Annotated in this window: 19 protein-coding genes; 5 read left to right on the forward strand and 14 right to left on the reverse strand. The window is 66.6% G+C overall.

Annotation, left to right across the window (positions count from 1 at the left end):
* The first annotated feature begins 17 nt into the window (after positions 1–17).
* The 3 genes from hpnC to hpnE are packed head-to-tail and all read left to right on the forward strand — an operon-like array spanning position 18 to position 2991.
* Positions 18–896: a squalene synthase HpnC gene (gene hpnC / locus Mspo_RS08440; protein WP_159728724.1), complete on the forward strand. Its 879-nt coding sequence runs from the start codon at positions 18–20 to the stop codon at positions 894–896.
* Positions 893–1756, forward strand: coding sequence for a presqualene diphosphate synthase HpnD (hpnD, locus tag Mspo_RS08445; RefSeq protein WP_159728726.1), 864 nt, complete (start codon positions 893–895; stop codon positions 1754–1756). Before hpnC ends, hpnD begins: the two co-directional genes overlap by 4 nt.
* Entirely contained in the window at positions 1753–2991 is a 1239-nt protein-coding gene (hpnE, locus tag Mspo_RS08450) for a hydroxysqualene dehydroxylase HpnE (RefSeq protein ID WP_159728728.1), read from the forward strand. The genes hpnD and hpnE overlap by 4 nt, the downstream gene beginning before the upstream one ends.
* Positions 2992–3048: 57 nt before the next feature.
* On the opposite strand, the gene Mspo_RS08455 is transcribed toward hpnE, so the two are convergent.
* The 12 genes from Mspo_RS08455 to rpoZ all read right to left on the reverse strand — a co-directional run bounded on the left by Mspo_RS08455 (position 3049) and on the right by rpoZ (position 15007).
* Complete coding sequence (locus tag Mspo_RS08455; RefSeq protein WP_159728730.1) at positions 3049–3930, reverse strand: 3-hydroxybutyryl-CoA dehydrogenase; 882 nt, start codon at positions 3928–3930, stop codon at positions 3049–3051.
* A gap of 220 nt (positions 3931–4150) precedes the next feature.
* Positions 4151–5095: an electron transfer flavoprotein subunit alpha/FixB family protein gene (locus Mspo_RS08460; protein WP_159728732.1), complete on the reverse strand. Its 945-nt coding sequence runs from the start codon at positions 5093–5095 to the stop codon at positions 4151–4153.
* A gap of 2 nt (positions 5096–5097) precedes the next feature.
* On the reverse strand, positions 5098–5844 hold the full coding sequence (locus Mspo_RS08465) for an electron transfer flavoprotein subunit beta/FixA family protein (protein WP_159728733.1): 747 nt from the start codon (positions 5842–5844) through the stop codon (positions 5098–5100).
* 240 nt (positions 5845–6084) lie between these two features.
* Positions 6085–6789, reverse strand: a complete 705-nt coding sequence (locus tag Mspo_RS08470; RefSeq protein WP_159728735.1) for a rhomboid family intramembrane serine protease — start codon at positions 6787–6789, stop codon at positions 6085–6087.
* A 69-nt stretch (positions 6790–6858) separates the two neighbouring features.
* Positions 6859–8298 carry a lipopolysaccharide biosynthesis protein gene (locus Mspo_RS08475; RefSeq protein ID WP_159728737.1) on the reverse strand — a complete coding sequence of 480 codons (1440 nt, stop codon included), beginning with the start codon at positions 8296–8298 and terminating at the stop codon, positions 6859–6861.
* Positions 8299–8377: 79 nt separating this feature from the next.
* Entirely contained in the window at positions 8378–9307 is a 930-nt protein-coding gene (era, locus tag Mspo_RS08480; protein ID WP_159728739.1) for a GTPase Era, read from the reverse strand.
* Positions 9308–9412: 105 nt separating this feature from the next.
* A complete protein-coding gene (gene rnc / locus Mspo_RS08485) occupies positions 9413–10114 on the reverse strand; it encodes a ribonuclease III (protein ID WP_159728741.1) in 702 nt (233 codons plus the stop codon).
* A 21-nt stretch (positions 10115–10135) separates the two neighbouring features.
* Positions 10136–10927, reverse strand: a complete 792-nt coding sequence (gene lepB, locus Mspo_RS08490) for a signal peptidase I (RefSeq protein ID WP_159728743.1) — start codon at positions 10925–10927, stop codon at positions 10136–10138.
* Between the two features lie 127 nt (positions 10928–11054).
* Positions 11055–11450 carry a holo-ACP synthase gene (acpS, locus tag Mspo_RS08495; RefSeq protein ID WP_159728745.1) on the reverse strand — a complete coding sequence of 132 codons (396 nt, stop codon included), beginning with the start codon at positions 11448–11450 and terminating at the stop codon, positions 11055–11057.
* Positions 11447–12199 carry a pyridoxine 5'-phosphate synthase gene (locus tag Mspo_RS08500; protein ID WP_159728747.1) on the reverse strand — a complete coding sequence of 251 codons (753 nt, stop codon included), beginning with the start codon at positions 12197–12199 and terminating at the stop codon, positions 11447–11449. The genes acpS and Mspo_RS08500 overlap by 4 nt, the downstream gene beginning before the upstream one ends.
* A 40-nt stretch (positions 12200–12239) precedes the next feature.
* On the reverse strand, positions 12240–14447 hold the full coding sequence (locus Mspo_RS08505; protein ID WP_159728749.1) for a bifunctional (p)ppGpp synthetase/guanosine-3',5'-bis(diphosphate) 3'-pyrophosphohydrolase: 2208 nt from the start codon (positions 14445–14447) through the stop codon (positions 12240–12242).
* A 179-nt stretch (positions 14448–14626) separates the two neighbouring features.
* Positions 14627–15007: a DNA-directed RNA polymerase subunit omega gene (rpoZ, locus tag Mspo_RS08510; protein ID WP_159728751.1), complete on the reverse strand. Its 381-nt coding sequence runs from the start codon at positions 15005–15007 to the stop codon at positions 14627–14629.
* A 433-nt stretch (positions 15008–15440) separates the two neighbouring features.
* Here rpoZ and Mspo_RS08515 point away from each other — a divergent pair, with 433 nt between their 5' ends.
* Both Mspo_RS08515 and Mspo_RS08520 read left to right on the forward strand, forming a co-directional pair.
* Positions 15441–16055, forward strand: coding sequence for an NYN domain-containing protein (locus tag Mspo_RS08515; protein ID WP_159728753.1), 615 nt, complete (start codon positions 15441–15443; stop codon positions 16053–16055).
* An 85-nt stretch (positions 16056–16140) separates the two neighbouring features.
* Positions 16141–16734, forward strand: coding sequence for a uracil-DNA glycosylase (locus Mspo_RS08520; RefSeq protein WP_306344957.1), 594 nt, complete (start codon positions 16141–16143; stop codon positions 16732–16734).
* A gap of 9 nt (positions 16735–16743) precedes the next feature.
* Here the strand turns inward: Mspo_RS08520 and smpB are convergent, their stop codons facing one another.
* Together smpB and dapA are read right to left on the reverse strand one after the other, a co-directional pair.
* The gene (smpB, locus tag Mspo_RS08525) at positions 16744–17220 is read right to left on the reverse strand and encodes an SsrA-binding protein SmpB (RefSeq protein ID WP_159728755.1); all 477 of its coding nucleotides are present in this window, start codon (positions 17218–17220) and stop codon (positions 16744–16746) included.
* Positions 17221–17245: 25 nt separating this feature from the next.
* Complete coding sequence (dapA, locus tag Mspo_RS08530; protein WP_159728756.1) at positions 17246–18139, reverse strand: 4-hydroxy-tetrahydrodipicolinate synthase; 894 nt, start codon at positions 18137–18139, stop codon at positions 17246–17248.
* Positions 18140–18245: the final 106 nt, after the last annotated feature.

The raw sequence follows: 18245 nt of genomic DNA on the forward strand, positions 1-18245 counted from the left end.
GGAGGATGAGCGATCACATGAGCGACATCGCCGCCGCCGCATCGGGGAAGGGCCATAGGGACGAGAATTTTCCCGTGGCCTCGGTCTTCATCGCGCCGCGCCATCGCGCGCCCATCCTCGCCTTCTATGATTTCGTGCGCGCGGCGGACGATATCTCCGACCATGCGACGCTCTCGGGCGAGCAGAAGATCGCCATGCTGGACCGCCTGGAGGCGGCGCTTCTCGGCTCCGGCGAGGAGATTCCCGTCGCCGCGAAGCTGCGCGCGGCGCTCGCCGACCGCGGCCTCGAGCCCCGCCATGCGCAGGATCTGCTCGCCGCCTTCCGCCGCGACGTGACGCAATTGCGCTATCGCGACTTTGACGATCTCATCGACTATTGCCGCTATTCGGCGATGCCGGTCGGCCGTTTCGTGCTGGACGTCCATGGCGAGGACCGCGCAGCCACCTGGGGGCCGAATGACGCGCTCTGCGCGGCGCTGCAGATCGTCAATCATCTGCAGGACTGCGCGAAGGATTATCGCAGCCTCGACCGCGTCTATTTGCCGCAGGACGCGCTCGCCGCCCATGGCGCGAGCGTGGAGATGCTGTCCGCCGAGCGCGCCTCGCCGCAGCTCGCCGCGACTTTGCGCGCGCTGGCGGAACGCACGCAGGAGCTGCTGAAGGAGAGCGCGCCCTTCGCCGATCTCATCGCCGATACGCGGCTCGCGATGGAGGTGGGCGCGATTCAGCGCCTCGCCGAGACGCTGACCGCGCGGCTTCTCGTCGCCGATCCGCTCTGCGAGAAGGTTCACGCCTCCAAAGGCGAATATGTGTCAATTGCGCTCGCCGGCGCCGGGGCCGCTCTGCTCCGCCGGCTCGTCGGGCCGCGCGCCGCCGCCGCGAGCGTCGCACGATGAGCCTCGAGACAATCGCGCCGGAGGCGCCGCGAGTCGCCGCCAAGAGCTCCTTCTATCTCGCCATGCGCATTCTCGAGCCCGAGCGGCGCGACGCAATGTATGCGATCTACGGCTTCTGCCGCGCCGTCGACGACATCGCCGACGAGGAGGGCGACCGCGCCCAGCGCCTTTCTCAGCTCGACGACTGGCGGCGCGATCTCGACGCGCTCTATGCCGGCCGCACGCATCAGCGCTGCGCCGATCTCGCGCGGCCGGTGCGCCGCTTCGGCCTCGACCGCGCCGATTTCGAGGCGGTGATCGACGGCATGGCGATGGATGTCGTCGAGGATATTCGCGCGCCCGAATGGGATCGGCTCGATCTTTATTGCGATCATGTCGCGAGCGCCGTAGGGCGGCTGTCGGTGCGCGTCTTCGGCCTCGCCGACGAGGGCGACTGCGCGAGCGGCGCGCTGCCCACCAAGGCGCGCATGCTCGCCTATCACATGGGCCGCGCGCTGCAGCTCACCAATATTCTGCGCGATCTCGACGAGGATGACGCGCGGGGGCGGCTGTATCTGCCGCGCGAGGCTCTGGAGGCTGCGGGCGTCACCGATGTCTCGCGCGGGGCGGCGCTGGCGCATCCCAAGCTTCCGGAGGTCTGCGCGGCGGTCGCGGAGCGCGCGCGCGCGCATTATACGGAATCGGAGCTCATCATGCGCGTCTCGCCGCAGAGGGCGGTGAAGGCGCCCTTTCTGATGGCCACCGCCTATCGCTCCATTCTCGATCGCCTGGTGGCGCGCGGCTTCGCGCCGCCGCGCGCGCCGGTCTCCGCCTCGCGGACGAAAATCCTTCTGGCCCTGCTCAGATTCGCGCTGACGTGACGGGAACCACGCATATCGTCGGCGCAGGCCTCGCCGGCCTCTCCTGCGCCGTTCGTCTGACAGAAGAGGGGCGCGGCGTCGCGCTCCACGAGGCCGCGCGAATGGCGGGCGGCCGCTGCCGCTCCTATTACGATTCGAGCCTCGATCTCGCGATCGACAATGGCAATCATCTGCTGCTCTCCGGCAATGCCGCCGCTCTCGATTATGCGCGGCGCATCGGCTCCGTCGACGAGCTGGCGGGGCCGAAGGAGTGCGTTTTCGATTTCCTCGACACGCGCGACGGCGCGCGCTGGCGGCTGCGACCCAACGCCTCGCGCCTGCCCTGGTGGATTTTCGCGGGCGACCGCCGCGTCCCCGGGACGACGCCGAAAGATTATCTCGGCGCGCTCGGCATTCTCGTCGCCAAAAAAGGCGCGACGATCGGCGAGGCGATGAAATGCTCCGGCCTTCTCTATGAGCGGCTGTGGGGCCCGGTGCTGCTCTCCGCGCTCAATACGGAGCCGCGCGATTCGTCCGCCGCTCTCGCCGCCGCCGTGCTGCGCGAGACGCTCGCCGCCGGCGGCGCCGCCTGCCGTCCCTTGGTCGCGCGGCGCGGCCTCGGGACCGCCTTCATCGAGCCGGCGCTCGCAACGCTCGCCGCGCGCGGCGCCGCGCCCCGTTTCGGCGCGCGGCTGAAAAAAATCGAGTTCGGCGGCGATCGCATCGCGGCGCTCGACTTCGGCGACGAAAAAATCGCGCTTGCGGAAGGCGATCGAGTCGTCCTCGCCGTTCCGCCCTGGACGGCGCAGGAGCTCGTGCCGGGTCTCGTCGCGCCGGACGATTTCCGCGGCATAGTGAATGCGCATTTCAAGATCGCGCCGCCGCCCGGTCAGCCGCCGCTCATCGGCATGATCGGCTCGCTCAGCGAATGGCTGTTCGCTTTCGATGACCGCCTCTCGGTGACGATCAGCGGCGCCGACCGGCTGATGGACGAGTCTCGCGAGAGCCTCGCCGAGCGCATCTGGGCCGAGGTCGCCGCCGCCGCCGGCCTGCCGGCGGCGCTGCCCCCCTGGCAGATCGTGAAGGAGAAACGCGCCACCTTCGCCGCGACGCCGGCGCAGCAGCAGCGCCGACCCGGTGCGACGACGCGCTGGCGCAATCTCTTCCTCGCCGGCGACTGGACCGCGACCGGCCTGCCGGCGACGATAGAGGGGGCGATAAGATCGGGCTATCGCGCGGCTGAGCTGGCGACGTAGCGCCATCGTCGCGAGCCGCAGGCGAAGCAAGTCCGGTTCGGATGACGCGAGCGCGCCTCAGCGCGTCGGGACGGGGGCGCCGCTGCGATAGTCGTAGAAGCCGCGCTGCGTCTTGCGGCCGAGCCAGCCGGCCTCGACATATTTCACCAGCAGCGGACAGGGGCGGTATTTCGAATCGGCGAGCCCCTCGTGCAGCACTTGCATGACCGAGAGGCAGACGTCCAAGCCGATGAAATCGGCGAGCTGCAGCGGGCCCATCGGATGATTGGCGCCGAGCCGCATGGCGGTGTCGATCGCCTCCACCGAGCCGACGCCCTCATAGAGCGTGTAGATCGCCTCGTTTATCATCGGCAGCAGGATGCGATTGACGATGAAGGCCGGGAAATCCTCCGAGACGGTCACAGTCTTGCCGAGCTCGCCGACGAATTGCTTGGCGGCGTCGAAGGTCTTGTCCTCGGTGGCGATGCCGCGAATCACCTCGACGAGCTGCATCTTCGGCGCCGGATTCATGAAATGAATGCCGATGAACTGCTCCGGCCGTCCCGTCACCGCGGCGAGGCGCGTGATCGAGATGGAGGAGGTGTTGGTGCCGATCAGCGCGCCCGGCCGCAGCGTCGGGCCGAGATCCGTCAGGATCTTGCGCTTGACCTCTTCATTCTCGGTGGCGGCCTCGATGACGAGGTCCCTGTCGGCGAAGGCGGCATAGTCCTTGGCCGGATGGATGCGCGCGACCGCGGCCTTGCGGGCCTCCTCGTCGAGCTGGCCGCGCTCCACCGCCTTGGAAAGATGCGCCTCTATATCGTCTATGCCGGCGGTGATGCGCTGCTCGGTGAGGTCGTTGAGCGCCACATCGAAACCCGCGACCGCGCAGACCTGGGCGATGCCCTTGCCCATCTGGCCGGCGCCGACGATGCCGATCTTGCGAATTTCAGTGCCCATCTTTCGAACCACCAGCAAGAACGAGGCTGCGTCTCGAAGCGGAACCGCCTCCACTTCAGTATAGCGCGCGTTCGGCCTTTGTGAAAACCGGCGTTTTGCACCGCAGCGAAGCGGCGTGTTCACCCTCCCTTGTCAGGGGGAGGGTCGCCTGCAAAGCAGCAGGGGTAGGGTGCGCCCGAGACTGGGGAGAATCACCCGCTCCCGAGCGCCGATCCACCCCTCAGCGTCCGGCCTTGGCGAGCTCGGCGTCGAGCTCCTTCAAGGCCGGGAAGAGATCGGCGACGAGACCATAGTCGGCGACCTGGAAGATCGGCGCCTCCTCGTCCTTGTTGATCGCCACGATGACCTTGGAGTCCTTCATGCCGGCGAGATGCTGGATCGCGCCGGAGATGCCGACGGCGACATAGAGGTCCGGCGCCACCACTTTGCCGGTCTGGCCGACTTGCAGGTCATTGGGGGCGTAGCCGGCGTCGACCGCCGCGCGCGAGGCGCCGATCGCCGCGCCGAGGCGACCCGCCACAGGCTCGATATATTCCTTGAAGTTCTCCGCGCTCGCGAGGCCGCGGCCGCCCGAGACGATGATCTTGGCCGCGGTGAGCTCCGGCCGCTCGGACTTGGCCAACGCCTCGCTCTTGAAGCTCGACACCGAAGGATCGGAGCCGGCGCCGATCGCCTCGATCGCCGCCGCGCCGCCCTCGCCCGTCGCCGTGAAGGCGGCGGTGCGCACGGTGATCACCTTCTTGGCGTCCTTCGACCGCACCGTCTGAATGGCGTTGCCGGCGTAGATCGGCCGCTCGAACGTGTCGGCGGAGACGACCTTGATGATGTCCGACACCTGCGCCACGTCGAGCAGAGCGGCGACGCGCGGCAGCACATTCTTCGAGTTGGAGGTCGAAGGCGCGAGAATGGCGTCATAGGCGCCGGCGAGGCCGACGATCAGCGCCGCCAGCGGCTCGGCCAGATGATGGCCATAGGCCGCGCCATCGGCGACGAGCACCTTCTCGACGCCCGAGAGCTTGGCGGCGGCCTCGGCCGCCGGGCCGACATTCTGGCCCACGACGAGGACATGCACCGGCCCGCCGAGCTGAAGCGCCGCCGTCAGCGCCTTGGCGGTGGAGGGGGCGAGCGCGGATTCCGTGACTTCCGCGACGATGAGCGCCGTCATGATTACAGAACTCCCGCAGTCTTGAGCTTTTCCAGCAATTCGGGGACGGAGCCGACCTTTATGCCGCCCTTGCGGGCCGGCGGCTCGGCGGTCTTCAGCACTTCGAGGCGCGGCGTGATGTCGACGCCGTAATCGGCCGGCGTCTTGGCCGCGACCTCTTTCTTCTTCGCCTTGATGATATTCGGCAGGCTGGCGTAGCGCGGCTCGTTGAGGCGCAGATCCGTCGTCACCACGGCCGGCAGCTTCAACGTCACCGTCTGCAACCCGCCGTCGACCTCGCGGGTCACATCCACGGAGCCGTCGCCGATCTCCACCTTGGAGGCGAAAGTGCCCTGGCCCCAGCCGAGCAGAGCGGCGAGCATCTGGCCGGTCTGATTGCTGTCGTCGTCGATCGCCTGCTTGCCGAGAATGACGAGGCCGGGCTGCTCCTCGGCGACGATCTTGGCGAGAATCTTGGCGACCGCGAGCGGCTCGACCAGCTCGTCGGTCTTGACGTGAATGCCGCGGTCGGCGCCGATGGCCATTCCGGCGCGCAGCGTCTCGTCCGCCTTGGCCGGGCCGATGGTCGCGAGCACGACTTCCGTCGCCTTGCCGGCCTCCTTGAGGCGAATGGCCTCCTCGACGGCGATCTCGTCGAAAGGATTCATCGAAAACTTCACATTGGCGACGTCGACGCCCGAACCGTCCGGCTTGACCCTGATCTTGACGTTGTAGTCGACCACCCGTTTCACGGGCACGAGAACCTTCATCGCGCAACTCCCGGCGAGATTGACCTTCGTCTCGATTGTTTCGAAAAATCGCGCCCGGCGGCCGAAAGGCCCCTATCGGCTTTTTCGAGCGCCGCGTCGAGAACGAATTAGCGCCGCGCGGCGCGAGGCGCGCGCGGAATGCTCGGAAGCCGCTCTGGTAGCCTCGGCTCGCCGCCCTGTCAAACCCGCGCGCGCCAGTTCGTATCCGTCGGCCGATTCATCATATCGAGCCGACGCGCCTCACCCCCACGGCCCCTCGAAGCGCCGCGGGCCGAACCAGCGCACGCCGCGCCGTTTGAACACGGGCGTCAAAATCAGCCCGGCCAATATGCCGCCGACATGGGCCCACCAGCCCACCTGCCCCTGCTCGTCGGTGAAGGCGTTGAAGAGCTGGAAGAGAATCCAGGTGCCGACGAAGAGCGAGGCCGGCGCATGGACGGGAATGATCCCCGCCACGAGGCCGAAGATCGTCGAGCGCGGATAGATGAGGATGAAGGCGGCGCAGACGCCCGAGATCGCCCCCGAGGCGCCGACCAGCGGCGTGATGGTCGAAGGCGCGCCGAGCGCGAACAGCATCGCCGCCGAGACGCCGCAGAGCAGATAGAAGACGAGATAGCCGAGCGACCCCATGGCGTCCTCGACATTGTCGCCGAAGACATAGAGGAACACCATATTGCCGGCGAGATGGCCGAGCCCCGAATGGAAGAAGAGGCTCGTCAGCAAGGTCCAATCGGGGCCGGGCGTGATGATCCAGGGGGCGAGCTCGGCGCGGCCGAACAGCACAGCCGGTATGAGGCCGAAGCCACGAATGACGGTGAGCGGATCGCCGAAGGATTCGCTGAACACGCCGACGAAGACGGCGATATTGATGGCGATGAGCGCCCAATTGACATAGGGCCGCCGCACATAATGAAGCGGCGTGTCGTCGTGAAGCGGCAGCACCATCTCGCGCGTTCTCCCCGGCCGCCGCCCTTCATTCGCCCGAACGATTCTCGCTCGGCCCCGCGGCAGGAACTATAGCGCGGCCCGAGCTCTGGCCAAGATGGGTCTGGCCCAGGAGAAGGCGAGGCCGCGCAGGCCGGCGATGTCGAGGGCGAGAACCGCGGCGCAATAGACGAGGCCGCCGACGCCGACCTGCAGGAGCAGGGTGAGAATTCCGGGCTCGAGGCCGGCGAGCGGACGCAGCGCCAGGATCATCGCTCCCGTCGCCGCCAGCGCGCCGAGCATGTCGCGCCTGCGCGGCCATTGCGGCGCGGCGCGCGCCGCGAAGAGGACGAGCGCCGCGAGCGCCGCCACATAGGCGCCGCATTGGGCGAGCGCCAGGCTCGAGGCGTCCGCGCCGCGCGGGATGAGAAGGGCGAATATGAGGCCGGAGACGACCGCGACCGAGGCCGCGCCGATCAGCGGCGCGGTCTTCTTCGCGATCTGAAACACGGGATTGACCGCGAATTGGATGAGCCCCATGGCGAAGAGGCCGGGCAGCAGAAGATCGAGATAATGGCCGAAGGGTCCGCGGAACTGCGCCGGCACGATCAGCTCCTCGATCGAAGGCATCGTCAGCCAGATACCGGCGCAGGCGGGCAGGAGGAAGGCGGCGACGATCGTCATATTGCGGGCGATCTGCTCCTTGCCCTTCTCCGCCCCGTGCCGCTCATGGGCGGCGATAGCGATCTGGAACAGCAGCACGTCCAGCGCCGAGCCGAGCGCGTAAATGGCGCGAATGCCGAGATCATAGGCGAGCGAGAACTGCCCCGTCTCGGCGAAGCCGTAATAGGCGGCGACGAGCCCACGGGCGGCGAGCGGCACGGATTGATAGAGCATATTCGCCGTCACTATGGGGGCGCTATAGGCGACGAGCATGCGCGCCGTCGCCAGCCGCGCGCCGCGCGGCGAGGCGCCGGGGTCCTTCAGCGCGGCGCGCGCGGTGAGCACGGCGCCGAAGAGGCTCGCGAGGCTCCCGGCGATCGCCATTCCCGCCGAATGGAAGAGAAAGGCGCCGCCGCCGGTGAGCGTCAGCGCCAGAATATTCTTGGCGAGCACGATGCGGCTGTAGCTCTTGTCCTCGAAACGCGCCCGCAGCAGAGCAGTGGAATAATCGAAGAGCCCGTTGATCGCCGCCGTCGCCAGAGCGAGCGCAATGAGCGTGTCGCCGAGCGCGACGGGCGGCGCGAGGGAGAAAAAGAGCCCGCCACAGAGGATGAGCGCCGCCGTGGTCGAAAGATAGGCGAAATCGAGCGTCGAGCGTATGGCGGGCTCCGCCTCGCGCACGCGGGTGGAATAAAAGCGCGTCGCCGAGAGGCGCATCCAATCGAAGGCGGACGTCTGAATGACGACGCCGATCGCGAAGGCGAGGGCGAAGCGGCCGTATTCCTCCGGCCCCAGGAACCTGGCGACCAGCAGGCCGATGAGGAAATTGGCGACGGTGTTGGCGAGGAAGGCGGCGAGAACCTTCAATTTGCAACGTCTCCCTAGGGCGGAATCCAGCTGCTCGATTCCTTCTCCCGCTTGCGGGAGAAGCCCGGCGAAAACCGCGTCATTCCTTCGGGAAATCCAGCCGCATCTCGCGGTAGCGCTCGGGGTCGTCGGCCCAGTTCTCGCGCACTTTCACGAAGAGGAACAGATGCACCTTCTGCTCGGCCGCCTCTTCGATCTCGCGGCGGGCGGCCTGGCCGATCGCCTTGATCGTGCGGCCGCCCTCGCCGATGACGATCTTCTTCTGCCCGTCGCGCGCGACATAGATCGTCTGCTCTATGCGCGCCGAGCCGTCCTTCTGATTCTGCCAGGACTCGGTCTCGACCGTCGATTGATAGGGCAGCTCGTCGTGCAGCCGCTCGAAAATCTTCTCGCGTGTGATCTCGGCGGCGAGCAGCCGCAAGGGCGCATCCGAAAGCTGGTCTTCCGGATAGAGCCAGGGCGAGGGCTTCATCAGCGAAGCGAGCTTCGCCTTCAGATCGGCGACGCCGTCGCCGTTGAGCGCCGAAATCATGAAGGTCTCGATGAAATCCGCTTTCGTCGCCAGCGCGGCGGTGAGCGCGAGCAACGATTCGCGCGGCACGAGGTCGATCTTGTTGAGCGCCAATATTTTCGGCGCGGAGAGCTCGGCGAGCTTGGCGACGATCTCCTCCACCTCCGGCGCGAGACCGCGGCGCGCGTCGACGAGCAGCACGATGGCGTCGGCGTCGCCGGCGCCGGCGATGGCGCTCGCGACCATGGCGCGGTCGAGCCGGCGCTTGGGCGCGAAAATGCCGGGCGTGTCGACGAGGATGATCTGCGCCGCGCCCTCGAGCGCGATGCCGCGCACGAGGGCGCGCGTCGTTTGCGCCTTGCGCGACACGATCGACACTTTGGCGCCGACGAGCTGGTTGAGCAGCGTCGATTTGCCGGCGTTGGGCGCGCCGACGAGGGCGACGAAGCCGCAGCTTGTGGGCTCGGCGGTCGACGGTTCTTCCTGTTCGACGCTCACGCCGAAATCCCTTCTCGTCGAGAGCGAGCCTGAAGGCTCGCGGTCCAAATTGCAGCGCCTGGACCGCGAGCCTTCAGGCTCGCGTGTCGAGGCGACAGCGCCGGTTTACATCCCCTCCCGCTCGATCCCCTCGCGGTCGAGAAAGGCCTGGGCGGCGGATTGCTCGGCCGCGCGCTTGGAGGCGCCGGCGCCTCGAGCCGGGACGAAGCCTTCCACCTCCACCGCCACTTCGAAGAAGGGCGCATGGTCCGGGCCGCTGCGCGCGGCCAGGCGGTAGCGCGGCGTCGCGAGACGGCGCGCCTGCGCCCATTCCTGCAGCGCTGTCTTCGCGTCGCGCAGCCTGCGTCCGGGCGTCCGCATCCGTTCGGCGAAAGCGGCGCGCACCACGGCCTCGGCCGCCTGCGGCCCGCCGTCGAGATAGACCGCGCCGATGATCGCCTCGCACATATCGCCCAATATGGCGCGCTTCTTCCGTCCGCCGGTCTGCGCCTCGCCGTCGCCGAGCCGCATGAAGGGGCCGACGCCCCAGCGCTCGGCGACCTCGGCGCAGGATTCCTTTCGCACGAGATCGGCGAGGCGTCTCGATAATTCGCCCTCGCTCTCCTGCGGAAAATTCTCATAGAGCATGTGGGCGACGACGACGCCGAGCACGCGGTCGCCTAAGAATTCGAGCCGCTCATAGGAATCGGGCCGCGCCGCGGAGGCGCTGACATGGGTCAGCGCATGCTCCAGCAGGCGTCGGTTGGCGAAACCATGGCCGACGCTCGCCTCGAGCGCGGCGAGGTCTTCCCGGCCGAGAGCTCCCATTTCGTCCGCTTCCGCGCGGCGTCAATGCGCCGGCTTGAACAGCCGATCCCATCTGACCGTCCAGGGCCAGCGCCAGAAGGCCAGGGCATATTCGTCCTTCTGGACCGAGAAGAAGATGATCTCGGCGCGTCCCACGAGATTTTCGAAAGGCACGTAGCCGACGCCCCCCTCCTCCGGAGAGAAGCGCGAATCGGTCGAATTGTCGCGATTGTCGCCCATCATGAAATAGTGATTCGGCGGCACGACGAAGAGCTCGGTGCTGTCCTTATAGCCGTGGTCGCCCTCGATCTCGATGATCGTATGGGCGACGCCGCCCGGCAACGTCTCCGTATAGGTCGGAACCTCGACCTCGCGGCCGTCGCGGCCCTCCTGGCGCTCCTTCGGCTTCGCTTGGCGCGGCACGATCTCGCCGTTGATAAAGAGACGGCCCTCGATCATCTGGATGCGGTCGCCGGGAAGCCCGATGACGCGCTTGATGTAATCGGTCTCATTGTCGCGCGGCAGCTTGAACACGACGACGTCGCCACGCTTGGGCTGCGAGCCGAGCGCGCGGCCGGAGAAGAGATCGAGCCGCCAGTCGATGTAAGGCACGGAAGGCAGTGAATAGTTCGAATAGCCATAGGCGTATTTCGAGACGAAGACATAGTCGCCGATCAGCAAGGTCGGGATCATCGAGCCCGAGGGAATGTTGAAGGGCTGAAACAAGAGCGTGCGAATGACGAGGGCGATGATCAGCGCCTGGACGATCACCTTGATCGTCTCGAGCAATCCACCTTCGTCGCGCCCTTCGGCGACCGAGACGTTCCTGCTCAAACCGCGTCACTCCCTTTTGGCCGAAGCCGCTTTCGGTCGTCCTGGATCAAATTGGCGTGCGAGCGTCGAGGCTCGCGGTCCATTCGGGTCTCTGACCGCGAGCCTCGAGGCTCGTCTCGCTCGTCTATCACGTCAGCGCCTCTATGAGAACCTGGGCCTGCGCGAGCGGATATTCGTCGGTCAATGTGAGGTGAATGACCACCCGCGCGCCTTCGGGCGTGATCTCGGCCAGCCGCTCGGCGGCGCCGCCTGTGAGCTCGACCGTGGGCTTGCCGGAGGGGAGGTTGACCACTCCCATGGTTTTCCAGGTGATTCCGTCCTTTATGCCGGTGCCGAGCGCCTTGGCGCAGGCCTCCTTGGCGGCGAAACGCTTGGCGTAGGAGGCCGCGCGCGCGGCGCGGCCGTCCGATTTCGCGCGTTCTATGTCGGTGAAGCAGCGGCGGGTGAAGCGCTCGCCATGGCGCTCGAGCGCCTGCTCGATGCGGCGAATGTCGCAAAGATCGTTGCCGAAGCCGATGATCATGCGGCGCCCGCGCCTTCGTCGATCGCGCCGCGCATCGTCCGGATCGATTCGGAGAGGCCGACGAAAACCGCCTCGCCGACCAGGAAATGGCCGATGTTCAGCTCGACGATCTGCGGCAGGGCGGAGATGCGCCGCGCCGTCGCATAGTCGAGGCCGTGGCCGGCGTGGCACTCGAGGCCGCGTTTCTGCGTGTGGGCGGCGGCGGCGACGATGCGGCGGAACTCGCGCTCGGCGGTCTCCGGCTCGCCGACTTCCACCGCATGGCACCAGGCGCCCGTATGCAGCTCCACGACCGGCGCGCGGATCGAGGCGGCGGCGTCGATCGCCTCCGCGCTCGGCTCGATGAAGAGCGAGACGCGTATGCCGGCCCGGCTCAGCTCGTCGACGAAGGGAACGAGATGGCCATGGCCGCCGATGACGTCGAGCCCGCCTTCCGTGGTGCGCTCGGTGCGGCGCTCCGGCACCAGGCAGACGGCGTGGGGCTTGGTCTCGAGCGCGATGTCGAGCATCTGCTCGGTCGCCGCCATTTCGAAATTCAGCGGCTTGGAAATCACGGCCTTGAGCCGGGCCATATCCGCGTCGCGAATGTGGCGGCGATCCTCGCGCAAATGAGCCGTTATGCCGTCGGCGCCTGCCTCGATCGCCAGCAGGGCGGCGCGCACGGGGTCCGGCCCGAGGCCGCCGCGCGCGTTGCGGATCGTCGCGACGTGATCGACATTCACGCCGAGGCGGATGCGGCGAGCGCTCATTTTTCCTCACCCCGGCTCATTTTTGTCACCCCGGCTCTCATCACCCATTGACGCGCTCGACCTTGCTGACCAGCGCGCTGGCCCGCAGCCGGGCGATGATGTCGTTCAAATGCTTCAAATCGGCGACTTCGAGATCGAATCGCATCTCACGAAAGTCGGGAGAATGGATGGCGAAGGCGACATTGTCGATATTGGCCCCGGTCTCGCCGATGAGCGTCGCCAGCGCGCCGAGCGTTCCCGGCTCGTTGATCGCCGTCACCACGAGGCGGGCGGGGAAAAGCTCCCGGCTCTCCGGATCGATGTCCCAGCGCACGTCGAGCCAGCGATCGGGCTGATCGTCGAAAGCGGTCAAGGCCGGCGATTGAATGGGATAGATGGTGATGCCTTCGCCCGGCGTCAGTATGCCGACGATGCGGTCGCCGGGCACCGCGCCGCCCTCCGGCGCGAAGCGCACCGGCACGTCGCCGCGCAGGCCGCGGATCGGAATGGCGCTCGCCTGATCCGCGCCCGGCGCCTTGAACACGACATTGACATTGGATTTCATGCCGAACCAGCCGGGCTCCCCCGGCTCGACGCGCATTTGCGGGGCGGGTTTGCGCTCCTCGCTGAAGTCCGGATAGACGGATTTCACGACGTCGCCCGAATAGATCTCGCCGCGGCCGACGGCGGCGAAAGCGTCCTCGAGCGAGGCGCGGGCGAGCCGCGGCAGCGCGGCCTTGAGCTTCTCGTCCGAGACGGGACGTCCGGCGCGCTCGAAGGCGCGGGTCACGATCTGCCGGCCGAGCCCGGCATATTGGGTGCGCACCGCCTCGCGCGTCGCGCGGCGAATGGCGGCGCGCGCCTTGCCGGTGACGACGAGCGACTCCCAGGCCGCCGGCGGCACATGGCCTTCGGCGCGGATGATCTCCACCTCGTCGCCGTTCTGTAATTGCGACAGCACCGGCGCGATGCGTCCGTTGATCTTGGCGCCGACCGCCGAATCGCCGACGCGCGTATGCACCGCATAGGCGAAATCGATCGGCGTCGCGCCGCGCGGCAGAGCGATGAGTCCGCCCTTGGGCGTGAAGCAGAACACCTGGTCCTGGAACAATTCGAGCCGCGTATGCTCCAAAAATTCTTCCGGACTGTCGCCATGGGCGAGCAATTCCAGCGTGTCCTGCAACCATTTGAAGGCGCGGCTCTCCTTGGCGAGTTCCTCCTTGCCCTCGAGGCTGGAGGAATCCTTGTAGAGCGCATGGGCGGCGATGCCGAAGCGCGCGATCTCGTGCATGGTCGCCGTGCGGATCTGCAATTCGACGCGCTGATGGCCGGGGCCGATCACCGTCGTGTGAATGGAGCGATAGTCGTTCTGCTTGGGCGTCGAAATATAATCCTTGAAGCGCCCCGGAACGCTCGGCCATTTGGTATGCACGATGCCGAGCGCGCGATAGCAGTCCTCGACGCCGTCGACGATGATGCGAAAGCCGAAAATGTCGGAGAGCTGCTCGAAGGCGATCGATTTGCGCTCCATCTTGCGCCAGACGGAGAAGGGCGTCTTCTGTCGTCCCGTCACGGCGGCGTGAATCCCTCGCGCGGAGAACTCCTGCGTCAGCTCCTTCTCGATCTTCTTGATGATGCGGCCGTTCTTGGCGCGCAGATCGTGCAGCCGCGCCTCGATCGCCTGATAGGCCTCCGGCGTCAGGTGACGGAAAGCCAATCCCTCCAATTCCTCGCGCAGGCGCTGCATGCCCATGCGGCCGGCGAGCGGCGCATAGATGTCGAGCGTCTCCTGCGCGATGCGGGCGCGCTTGTCCGGCGGCACGAAATGCAGCGTGCGCATATTGTGCAGCCGGTCGGCGAGCTTCACCAGAAGCACGCGCACATCCTCGGCGACGGCGAGCAGCAGCTTGCGGAAATTCTCGCCTTGCGCGGCCTTTTTGGAGACGAGATCGAGCTTCTCGATCTTGGTCAGCCCGTCGACGAGCTTGCCGATCTGCGGGCCGAACAGGCGGTTGATCTCGTCGAGCGTCGAGCTCGTGTCCTCGACCGTGTCGTGCAGCACGGCGGCGACGATGGTGGCGTCGTCGAGCTTGAGGTCGGTGAGGATCGCCGCGACCTCGAGCGGGTGGGAAAAGTAAGGATCGCCGGAGGCGCGCGTCTGCTGGCCATGCGCCTTCATGGCGTAGACATAGGCCCGGTTCAGCAGATCCTCGTCGACCTGCGGGTTGTATTTGCGCACCCGCTCGACGAGTTCATATTGGCGCATCATCGGCGTCGACCAACGATCTGGTTGCGCGGATCGTCGGGGGCGTCGCGGAGCTCACGAGGAAGATCGGACGGAAGGCGGCGCGAGGGCCCGAAGCCGGCCGACGGCCGCATTCATATATAATTGTAGAACAGCTCCTCGCCGGCCTCTAGCGATTTCGGCGGGCAGCGCTACGCGGCGGATTACTCGCCTTCGTCCTCGACCTCGGCCGGCGGCACCAGGCCCTCGAGGCCGCGCAGCAGGTCTTCCTCGGTCATGCGGTCGAATTGGGCGTCGCCGTCGGAATCCGGCGCGGCGGCGAGCGAGGGCACCGTCTCGGTCTCGGGCTCGTCGACCTCGACATGGCGTTGCAACGAATGGATGAAGTCTTCCTTGAGATCGTCGGGCGAAAGCGCGGTCTCGGCGATCTCGCGAAGCGCGACGACGGGGTTCTTGTCCTTGTCGCGCTCGACGAGGATCGACTGGCCGGACGAAATCAGCCGCGCGCGATGCGCCGCGAGCAGAACCAGATCGAAGCGATTCTCGATCTTATCGATGCAGTCTTCGACGGTTACGCGCGCCATATCGTGAGTCCTCTAGCTTTCGGGCGTGCCGCCTGCTACACTATTTTTTTGATATTTGCAATCGGAGCTGGACGGTCGCAGGCTGCGCCACATAAGGCTCTCGCGCTGTGGCAGGGGCGCTCGACGCCGACAATTTGATCGAATCCTGCGCAGTAGTCTATTGCTGAAGTATTTCTTGGCAGATTTTTTGCGCGGCCCTCTTGACGACCGCCGACGCATGGTCGATTTACAAGCTCGAATGACGGAAATGACCGTTATGTGACACAAGGCTACTTCGCCAATCTCGTCTATTTGCGAGCGGCGCGCTCGAATACGAGATAATGCGAGCGAGCGTTGCATCAGGGTGGAGAAGGCGCGCTGCCAGTAGGGTCGACAGCGCGCGTGGCAAGCGGCGGCCCCTCGATACTGGACCCGATAAGCGAGACCAAGAACGATGGCAGACCCGGAACGAATTGCCTTATTCATTGACGGCGCCAACCTCTATGCGACAGCCAAATCGCTCGGGTTCGACATCGACTACAAACGGCTTCTGCGCGAATTCCAGGGCAAGGGCCGTTTGATTCGGGCGTTCTACTACACAGCGCTGATCGAGGATCAGGAATATTCCTCGATCCGCCCGCTGATCGATTGGCTCGACTATAATGGCTACGCCGTCGTGACCAAGCCGACCAAGGAGTTCGTCGACTCGCTCGGCCGCCGCAAGGTCAAAGGCAATATGGACATAGAGCTCGCCGTCGATGCGATGGAGATGGCCGAGCATATCGACCATATGGTCCTTTTCTCCGGCGACGGCGATTTCCGCTCGCTGGTCGAGGCCGTGCAGCGCAAGGGCGTGCGCGTGTCGGTGATCTCGACGATCACCACCCAGCCGCCGATGATCGCCGACGAGCTTCGCCGTCAGGCGGACGAGTTCGTGGATCTCATCCATCTCGTCGGCAAGATCGGCCGCGATCCGGGCGAGCGCGCCGAGCGCATGCAGCGCTTCCAAGAGCGCCGGCCACAGCCGGTGACGCCGGGCGGCGCCGCCCCCGACGACGATCACGATTGATCGTCAGCCGACCATTGCTTCGCGCGCGGACGAGCCGGGCCATGACTGCCCGCTCTGTCCGCGTCTCGTCGCTTATCGGCGCGAGCTGAGGGAGAGGCATTCCGACTGGCATAATGCGCCGGTCGCCGATTTCGGCCGGCTGGACGCACGGCTGCTGGTGGTCGGTCTCGCGCCAGGCCGCATGGGCGCCAATCGCACGGGCCGCCCTTTCACAGGCGATGACGCCGGCCGTCTTCTCTACGCCACTCTCGCGGAATTCGGCTTTTCGCGCGGCGTCTATGACGCTCGCTCGGATGACGGCCTCGCGCTCCTCGATTGTCTCGTCACCAATGCGATTCGTTGCGTCCCGCCCGGCAATAAGCCGCTCACGGCCGAGCTCGCGGCCTGCCGGCCCTTCCTTTTCTCCACGCTCGGCCGTCTGAAACGTCTGCGACTTATTGTCGCACTCGGCCGCGTCGCCCATGAGAGCGTGCTGCGCGCCCTGTCGCTCGCGCCCGGCGCTTTTCCCTTCGTCCATGGGCGCGAGCATGAGATCGCTCCCAATGCTGCGAAAGCGTCGATTACTCTTCTCGACAGCTATCATTGCTCGCGGCTCAACACCAATACGGGCGCGCTGACGCCGCAAATGTTTCGGGCGATCTTCGCCCGGGCGCGAGAGCTATTGGACGAAAGCCGCTGATTCCGCGCCTCAGCCGCGGTCGCGCAGCAGGCGGCTCTTCTCGCGGCCCCAGTCGCGCTTCTTCTCGACCTCGCGCTTGTCGTGCAGCTTCTTGCCGCGCCCCAGCGCGATCTGCAGCTTGGCGCGGCCGCGCTCGTTGAAATAGAGCTTGAGCGGCACGATGGTCATGCCCTCGCGCTCGACGCCCTGCGACAGCTTGGCCAGCTCGCGCTGTTTCAACAGCAGCTTTCTCAACCTTTTGGGCTCGTGGTTGAAGCGATTGCCGGAAAGATATTCGGGAATATTGGCGTTGACGAGCCAGGCCTCGCCCTTGCGGTCGACATGGGCGTAGCTCTCGGCGATCGTCGCCTTGCCGGTGCGCAGCGACTTCACCTCCGTGCCCGTCAGCGCGAGGCCGGCCTCGAAGGTCTCGCCGATCTCATAATCGAAGCGCGCGCGCCTATTGTCGGCGACGACCTTGAAATTGGGCTTGTCCTTCTCGGCCACGGCTTCGTGTCCCGCTCCAATCCGCTCAGGCGTCCAGCACGCCGGCGAAGACGAGCGCGTCGCGGATCGCTTTCTTCGTCGGCTCGGCGGAGGGCACGAGCGGCAGACGAACCTCCTCCCGCGCGCGGCCGAGCAGGGAGAGGCCATACTTCGCGCCGGTCACGCCGGCCTCGAGGAAGATCGCCTGCTGCAACGCCGTCAGGCGATCCTGGAGCGCCAGCGCCGCCCTGAAATCGCCGGCGAGGGCGGCGTTCTGCAGATCGGCGCAGAGCCTCGGCGCGACATTGGAGACGACCGAAATGACGCCGATCGCGCCGACGGCGACGCTCGCCAAAGCGAGAATGTCGTCGCCCGAGAATTGCACGAATTGCGGGCCGATGGCGGCGCGCTGCTGCAGGATGCGGCCGACATTGCCGGTCGCGTCCTTGACGCCGACGATGTTCTTCAGCTTCGCGAGGCGGGCGAGCGTGTCGACGCTCATATCGACGACCGAGCGCGGCGGGATGTTGTAGACGATGATCGGAATGGAGATCGCCTCGGCGATCGCCTCGAAGTGCCGGTAGAGGCCTTCCTGATTCGGCTTGTTGTAATAGGGCGTGACGACGAGCGCGCCATCGGCGCCCGCCTGCTCGGCGTGGCGGGCGAGGTCGATCGCTTCGCGCGTGTTGTTGGAGCCCGCGCCGGCGATGACGGGGACGCGGCCGGCGGCCTGCTGGATCACCGTCTCGACGACGGCGCGATGCTCCTCATGACTCAAGGTCGGGCTCTCGCCCGTCGTGCCGACGGGAACGAGGCCGTGGGTTCCGCTCTCGATCTGCCAGTCGACGAGCGCGCGCAACGCGGCGTAGTCGACCGCGCCATCGGCGAAAGGCGTGACCAGAGCCGTGTAAGATCCTCGGAAGACTGCCTTGTCGTTCATATGCCGTCGCTTTCGCTGCGCCACGCGAGCGCCGTAATCGCCGCGTTAACTCACTGGGACTGGTACGGAGGGTCTTTCGGCCCTTCCCTCGCGGCGGCCGCTCCGC

It is taken from the genome of Methylosinus sp. Ce-a6, from assembly GCF_009811655.1.
Lineage (GTDB): Bacteria > Pseudomonadota > Alphaproteobacteria > Rhizobiales > Beijerinckiaceae > Methylosinus.